The sequence below is a fragment of the Bacteroides sp. RTP31139st1_H2_RTP31139_211217 genome, from assembly GCF_040227615.1.
GTDB lineage: Bacteria > Bacteroidota > Bacteroidia > Bacteroidales > Bacteroidaceae > Bacteroides > Bacteroides uniformis.
The window spans coordinates 91439-98194 of the sequence record NZ_JBCNZM010000002.1 but is presented as its reverse complement, the minus strand read 5'-3'; the positions used below and the strand labels follow the sequence as shown (position 1 = coordinate 98194).

Genomic DNA, 6756 nt, shown 5'->3' with positions numbered 1-6756 from the left:
AGCGCTTTATACGCTTCGCTTTCAAATGTAATAACTTCCATAACAAACTTAATTTTCTGTGTTTGCAGCAAAGGAATAACAATAAAAGGCAGCGCATGGGATACTATACGTGTACTACACCATGTTTTTTCGGTTCAGCGAAAAGGAAGGGGAACTGACTCACATAAACGGCAGTATTGAGGCGGACGGCAATGCTGTAGGACTGATGCAGCATCCGCCCGGTGCAAGGGGCAAACCTATCTATATATAGGTTCGCCCCTTGCACCGGGAATCTTTTTTTAAAGATTTAATAATCAAATGCTTGGAAAATAAAAAGTAATATTCTATCTTTGCGACATCAGAGAACGGCTGACAAACGAATGCCTCACACTGACAACAAGCGTTCCTATAAATCGTTACTAATTCGTTACGGTACGATTTTTCAAGGTTTACAAGAGCTTAGAAATCAAAGAAATAGACTGCTGCGGTGAAAGCCCCAGGCGGATCACCAAGAAGCTGGACAAAACCAGACAAAGAAAAGACAACTCCTACAATATCAAGGTATTGCAGGAGTTTTTTCTTTGTATAAAGTCCGTGACCTAAGACACGAAATGGTCACAAAAAGACATACTTTCGTGACCAATTCGTGACCTGTCCGACCTTTCGGATTTTAGGTCACGGAATGTCTGAAATTGTCGGTTTGTTGTCTTGATTTGTCCGTACTGCAAATATCTCATTTTCAGTTCATCAATTTAATTTTGTAACTAAAAAAGAGATTATGAGAAGTACTTTCAAGCTACTCTATTTCGTCAAACGAAATGCAGTAAAGAAGAACGGCAACGCACCGATTATCGCACGTATCACTATCGACCAAGTTGTAGCCCAGTTCAACACCAAACTGGAAATAAATCCGGCTCACTGGAGCGTGAAGTTAGGCAAGGCTTCCGGCAGAACCGCAGAAGCCGTACATATCAATTCTATGCTGGAAAGCATCCACAGCACGGTACCCCAACAAGACTAAATGGTTGATTTATAATATTGAAGCAATATAATACTAGCGAAAAGAAAAACAGAAGTTTGTCATTTACTATCCTTCGTCCATTCGTTTGACTAAGCTGTCTTGCAAACGGCTAAGATATGCCGTCCAATCCTTCTTCCGTTCTTTCATGGCAATATAAGCGGCATAATAATCGCCTAACTCCATTTAGAGCACCGTACTGAGAAAATTCATCATTTCTTTTATTCCCACGTTGCCATTGTTAATGCCACCCGAAGAAACAAGGTTGAGAAATTCAGGTCTTTATCGAATTGTGCGCTATCGGTACATAGGCGTAAATCAAACTTTCCACGAACAACATAATATTCATCATACAAGGTCGAATGAAAACGATAATATTGGTAAAAGTCCAGATTACGGTTAAAGAAGCAGGTCAGGTTATCCAGTTCTTTACTTAATATAGTTTCTGATTACATCATTACTACCATCGGGGCATTGTGTTTCTATCCGATAAATCTTATAGAAGGAATGAATTTGCAGTTTTGTTTTTAAATCATTGAGAACCGCTTGCAAACGACGCACTATTGAAAGAAAAGTTTCAACAATATCATAACCGTAGAGGTCGATTTCAGATATATTGACCTCTATTTCAGCTAACATGTTATTAACCAGTTCTTTCATTTTACTACTTTAATAGTTTTGTAAATTTAGACTCAGTACAAATACTTAAATCCGTAGTTACAAACTTCCCATTGTAAAAAAGAGAAAATATAGTAGCTGGTGTAGGAGAGTTTTGTGCTTGCTCTCTCGTTTCCAATTTAATTACTTTCAAAGGAATATTTATTTCTTGCGCAAGAACACGCAACACTCCATTTACATAATAATCCGTATATGGGCAACGATTAGAATAATAAGCCACTATTCCCAGTTTGTCGGGGCATTCTCCACTTTTGACGCAATCATTAAAATATGGAACTGCACTATTCTCATGAAAACTCATTACCAACAATGAAAATCCATTTGGAAGTTTTTCTATTTCCTTAAAGCCATGTTGCAGCAACCATTTCGTATCACTCATAAAATGGTTCTTTTTTGTACCTACAACAGTAACCAATCCATTTTTTTGTTGCTTTTTTGCATCTTCAATCACAAATTGGAGCAAATTATATCCATGCCCTTGACCTTTATACTGCCCTGAAACCCAAAAACAATTAATCATTAAATAATTAGGGGCAGTAACCGGAAGCCACGCATATTCAGCAGGAACATATTCTATAAAAACTTTGGCTCGTGCATCAAGCCGCCTAAAAACATAGCCATTAGCAAATTCCTTTTTTAGCCATTCCTTTTTGGACTCATATCCTTCCAAGCATTTTTTGTCAGAGAATGCGCAGCAGATATGTTCTTTATCTATATTATCCTCTGTTAGAGTTATATATTTAGGTAAACTATTTTCCATGCTTTTATTTATTTTATCGGTATGTAGATTTTTGTGATACTCTCTTTTTTATTTTCTTTTGAATAATTGATATACTCCTCAAAAGACATCCCATGACGAAGTGAATATTCTTGGCTTACGTTAATGATGTTATACCAGTCCTGCAAATCTGTATAATACCCCTGCAACGTATAGACCGCATATTTACCTTGTGGTAGCCGGATTGTACCAAATTCACAAGTAGGCATAATTTCCTTTTGTACCGATGCACAAGCATAGAAACGACATTGATTAGGGTTTGTCACATTAGGGTCGTCAAAACTTAACCCAATAAAACGTGTATCGGGCAGAAGTAAGTCATTGCTCTTTAAGAAATGTATCAATTTACTCCATACTGTTTCATAAGGTTCTTCCTCTCCGTACTTACCCCATATACGGATATATACTAAATTTAATCCCTCGAAATTGTAGACTTCAGAATGCAATTCGCACTCCTTTCCATCATGTTCGCACTCTTTTAATCGCATCCTTAATCTGCTGATATATGTTTTGGGAGAGATACCAAATTGTTTCTTAAATGCTTTGGAGAACGATTGCGGATTATCGTAGCCGACTAACCCAGCCAAATTCTGTAAACTCATGTCTTCAGTTTGCATATATAGTACAGCTCGTTCTACTCGTTGCCTCGCCACATAAGAGTATAATGGTTCATCCAAAGCAGAACTCATCATACGGAGCAATTGCCGTTGAGACATATTTACTATGTCGGCTATTACATTCAATTGCAATGGCTGATGCAGATTAAAATTTATGTAATCAATTACTTGATTGACTTTCTGTTTGTATATATTTTCAGTGCTACTTTTCATCTATAACGATATAATTTGCAAATATATAGAGTTCATACAAATGTATGATTGTCCAATCTCGCCAATTTTAGAAATCTTAGGTTACGGTTTTAGGAGGTTATGTCAAAACGTTGGCACAACCTCGTTTTTTTAAAGGCATCTACGACGTAATGAGTTGGCTGGAAACTTTATAAGCATACCGATGCTTCAGAACAAAAAGCAGAATCACAATGATTGTCAAAGCCTCCGAGAGTGGCATTGCCAACCAGATTCCCGACACACCCAAGAACTTCGGCAACAAAATAAAACTCGGAATAAGGAAAACAAAGCCACGCAACAAAGCAAAAATCGTAGCTGGCTTTATTCTTTCAACACTCTGAAAATAACCTACCACAGCAATATTCACAATGAAAAAGACAAAGCCGCTTGCAAAATAGGGGAAACCGTGTATCGCTATCTTCGCCGCTTCACTGTCAAGACTGATGAAAAGGCCAACCAGCAGATAAGGATAAACAGTGAATGCCACCGTTGCAACCACACCGCAGACCACAGCCGTCAGCAACGCAATACGTTCCGCCGTCATCACTCTTTCCTTGTAGCCCAGTCCGAAATTATAGCTGATAATAGGCTGGGCAGATTGTGCAATAGCATTACCTACCATGAAAACAAAAGGAATATAATAGCACGCTATACCGAATGCCCCTACGCCATCGTCCCCCAGATAGGACATAAATACCTGGTTCCCGACGAACATAAGAACAGCAAGCGTTGCCTCTCCCAATAAGGCAGAAGGACCGATACGGCACTGGTAACCAATATTCCGCACGGAAAGCCGCAGGCTCTTGACACTCCATTTGAGTGGTTGTAAACGCAAATGCCGAGCATAAAACAGTAGATAGACCATCGCCACCAGTCCGCCGGCCATGATGCTGATGGAAGTGGCAAATGCTGCTCCCATGACTCCCCAGCCAAAAGGAAAGATAAACAGCCAGTCGAGCACCACATTGATTACAGCCGTAATCAGGCTGCACAACATAGCCAGCTTTGGAGCACCGTCCAGACGAATGACGAACAGCGGCACCGTTATCCATATCTGAAAGACCCATGACGGAACAAACCACAGCAGATAATCCGTCACCATAGGCAACAGATGTTCGGAAGAGCCGAGCATCCGGGCTGTTTCTGCCGGAAAAGCCATCATCAAAGCAGAGGGTATCAAAGCAACAATCGTTACAAACAGTAATGCTTGTGTCACATTCAACCGAGCAGACTTGCTTTTGCCTCTCGACAATTGGATAGAAGCGACCACAGAACACCCGGCACCAACCATAAGCCCGATTCCCGTAAGAAGCATCAGTAAAGGGACACAGATATTTACGGCCGCAATCCCGTCGCTACCTACTCCATGCCCGACAAATATCCCGTCAATCGCTGTTACGGCCGACATACTGAGCATACCCAGCAACGTAGGAACAAAATATTTCCGAAACAATGTAAACACATTCAGTGTACTCAAATCAATTGCATCTCTTTTCATGTTCAACTATATTTATAGGTTATTGTCTTGCCCAAAAGCAAAAAAATGCCGGATAAAATGATTGGTTTTACCCAGTCATCTTATCCGGCATTTTTACAGCCCTCCGATGAGGATTACAAAACTCTTTTGGTTTTCTAATTCGCGTGCAAAGGTGGGACTTCTTTTTCAAGTATCCAAATATTCATGATTTCTTTCACTGAAAAAGCAGCAAAACATGAACATTATCCACTACCATATCACTCTTTTGAAGGTAGACACACAGCCAATGAAAGACAGTCTATCAGTCTTTCATTGCTCTAACATAGGCTGTCAATACACTGAATAAATGATAGTTAGGCATGCGCACTATTGTGGTACGACTTCTCCACAAGCATGAAGAAGCCGTACCACAATAGTGAAGAAACTGCATCACAACCGTGCACAATAGTCATTAATAAGCTTTTAGTAGGAGAAAGAGCTGTTCTTTGCGGAAAGAAGACCAGCCATTTGCACAAGAAAAAACAGCATGCAAGCAAAGTTTGCCTACATACTTGCATGGCATCTGCTTACATACTGTAAAATGCGGTATAACAAACAATTAGAAAGCACCATGCAAGCATGTAAGCAAAATGTGTGGTAAACCTATTGTATCTCTTTTCATTTTGCGATGACTCCATAGTAAACCATGTTATCAATACGCTTCTGATAAATCTGGTTATTCTGCAGCAGATACCCCAAGGCCAAACACAAATCCACATCCCTGAACTTCGTCAGTTTCTGCAATTCAAAGATTGTACACTTCTTAAGATTGCACAAAATGGAATATACCATTTTCATATTATTGGTCGCCTTCTCAATACTCTTCATATTATTATCTTATTATTAGTCTTAAAATGATATCCTATATTATCTACTCAAATATAAGATAAAGACAGAGCAATGACAAACATTGCCCATTCTTTTCATTTCAGATAACATTCTTTGAACTACATATACCTAAAATCTGCAAAAAATATAGAACTTTATAAATATCAACACTTTATAGAAAGGTATATTCACATTATACTATATCCGGAAACGATTATGTTGGTATAATCAAGGTACTATTATATGCTTGCCTTCGGGAGTGACTACTACCGAGCCCATTTTGATGTAATGTTTCCCTTCCGGCGAAACTATTACCTTTGTTTCGCTACTCTTGTCGGAAGATTCTTTTTTCTCATTCATGAAACTCTTGTCCCGCGAAGTGGTAACCGGATAAGTATCCTCCAGATAGCTCTTCATTTCGTCCACTTTTCCGTCTTTGAACCACACCTTGACAGCCGACCACCCCGCAGGAGTATAAGCGCGGAATGTCCAAGCCTCTCCCTCCTTATTCAAATCTCTAAATGCAGGCTCTCCTAAAATGGTACACACCTCTTTAAAGCTCATACCACGTTCAATGCTGCTCAACTGCTTATAATCAAACCCGTAGCTTTCATAAATGCCACAGCCCATCACCAAGACAGCGAGTAACAAGCCTAAAACAACTGACATCTTTTTCATAATAGAAAGTTTTAGTATTTATCCATACAGCAAATGTAGTATGATAAAAACCTCCTTTTCCGTGATTCTCTCTATTTATACATAGGGATTTCCCTATCAGTTTATCTGTATCTTTACAACCTATAAAGAATATCATCCCAGCCCCGTTCCAATGAGCAATATCAAGTCGGAAGGGGCCACCACCGTATGGTTGGCAACCGGCAAAGACAGTCTTAAAACAAAGGTGCAGCCAATCCGAAAGCAGGTTTGTGCTTTCAGGAAGAAGGAAACAGCGTAGTGCTCACCGGTAAGGTGGAGATAAAGGCCCGGCAGCTCCCAATTATGTATTACTGAAATTCAAAGGACACCATGCCACCATTTGGATTGACGGACATTTTGTACGCAGAAATCTTTAAGAAGAGCATTCAGTTCCTCATCTGATGTCTTGCATGGG

5 protein-coding genes and 3 pseudogenes are annotated in these 6756 nt (G+C 39.6%); 2 read left to right on the top strand and 6 right to left on the bottom strand.

The window, feature by feature from the left end; all coding sequences use genetic code 11:
• Window positions 1-757 precede the first annotated feature (757 nt).
• Window positions 758-991 (top strand): annotated as a pseudogene (locus tag ABUA47_RS00810) (Arm DNA-binding domain-containing protein); the annotation flags it as partial.
• A 75-nt stretch (window positions 992-1066) separates the two neighbouring features.
• On the opposite strand, the pseudogene ABUA47_RS00805 reads toward ABUA47_RS00810, so the two are convergent.
• The 6 genes and pseudogenes from ABUA47_RS00805 to ABUA47_RS00780 all read right to left on the bottom strand — a co-directional run bounded on the left by ABUA47_RS00805 (window position 1067) and on the right by ABUA47_RS00780 (window position 6323).
• Window positions 1067-1657, bottom strand: a pseudogene (locus ABUA47_RS00805) (RteC domain-containing protein).
• 4 nt (window positions 1658-1661) lie between these two features.
• A complete protein-coding gene (locus ABUA47_RS00800) occupies window positions 1662-2435 on the bottom strand; it encodes an N-acetyltransferase (RefSeq protein ID WP_005828455.1) in 774 nt (257 codons plus the stop codon).
• Window positions 2436-2443: 8 nt separating this feature from the next.
• Window positions 2444-3283 (bottom strand): GyrI-like domain-containing protein, encoded by an 840-nt coding sequence (locus ABUA47_RS00795; protein WP_005828457.1) that lies wholly within the window; start codon window positions 3281-3283, stop codon window positions 2444-2446.
• A gap of 139 nt (window positions 3284-3422) precedes the next feature.
• Window positions 3423-4799, bottom strand: a complete 1377-nt coding sequence (locus ABUA47_RS00790) for an MATE family efflux transporter (protein WP_035450256.1) — start codon at window positions 4797-4799, stop codon at window positions 3423-3425.
• Between the two features lie 636 nt (window positions 4800-5435).
• Window positions 5436-5645: a winged helix-turn-helix domain-containing protein gene (locus ABUA47_RS00785; protein WP_005828467.1), complete on the bottom strand. Its 210-nt coding sequence runs from the start codon at window positions 5643-5645 to the stop codon at window positions 5436-5438.
• A gap of 228 nt (window positions 5646-5873) precedes the next feature.
• The gene (locus tag ABUA47_RS00780; protein WP_005828472.1) at window positions 5874-6323 is read right to left on the bottom strand and encodes a hypothetical protein; all 450 of its coding nucleotides are present in this window, start codon (window positions 6321-6323) and stop codon (window positions 5874-5876) included.
• A gap of 103 nt (window positions 6324-6426) precedes the next feature.
• Between ABUA47_RS00780 and ABUA47_RS00775 the strand changes: the two are divergent.
• Window positions 6427-6718, top strand: a pseudogene (locus ABUA47_RS00775) (pyridoxamine 5'-phosphate oxidase family protein).
• Window positions 6719-6756: the final 38 nt, after the last annotated feature.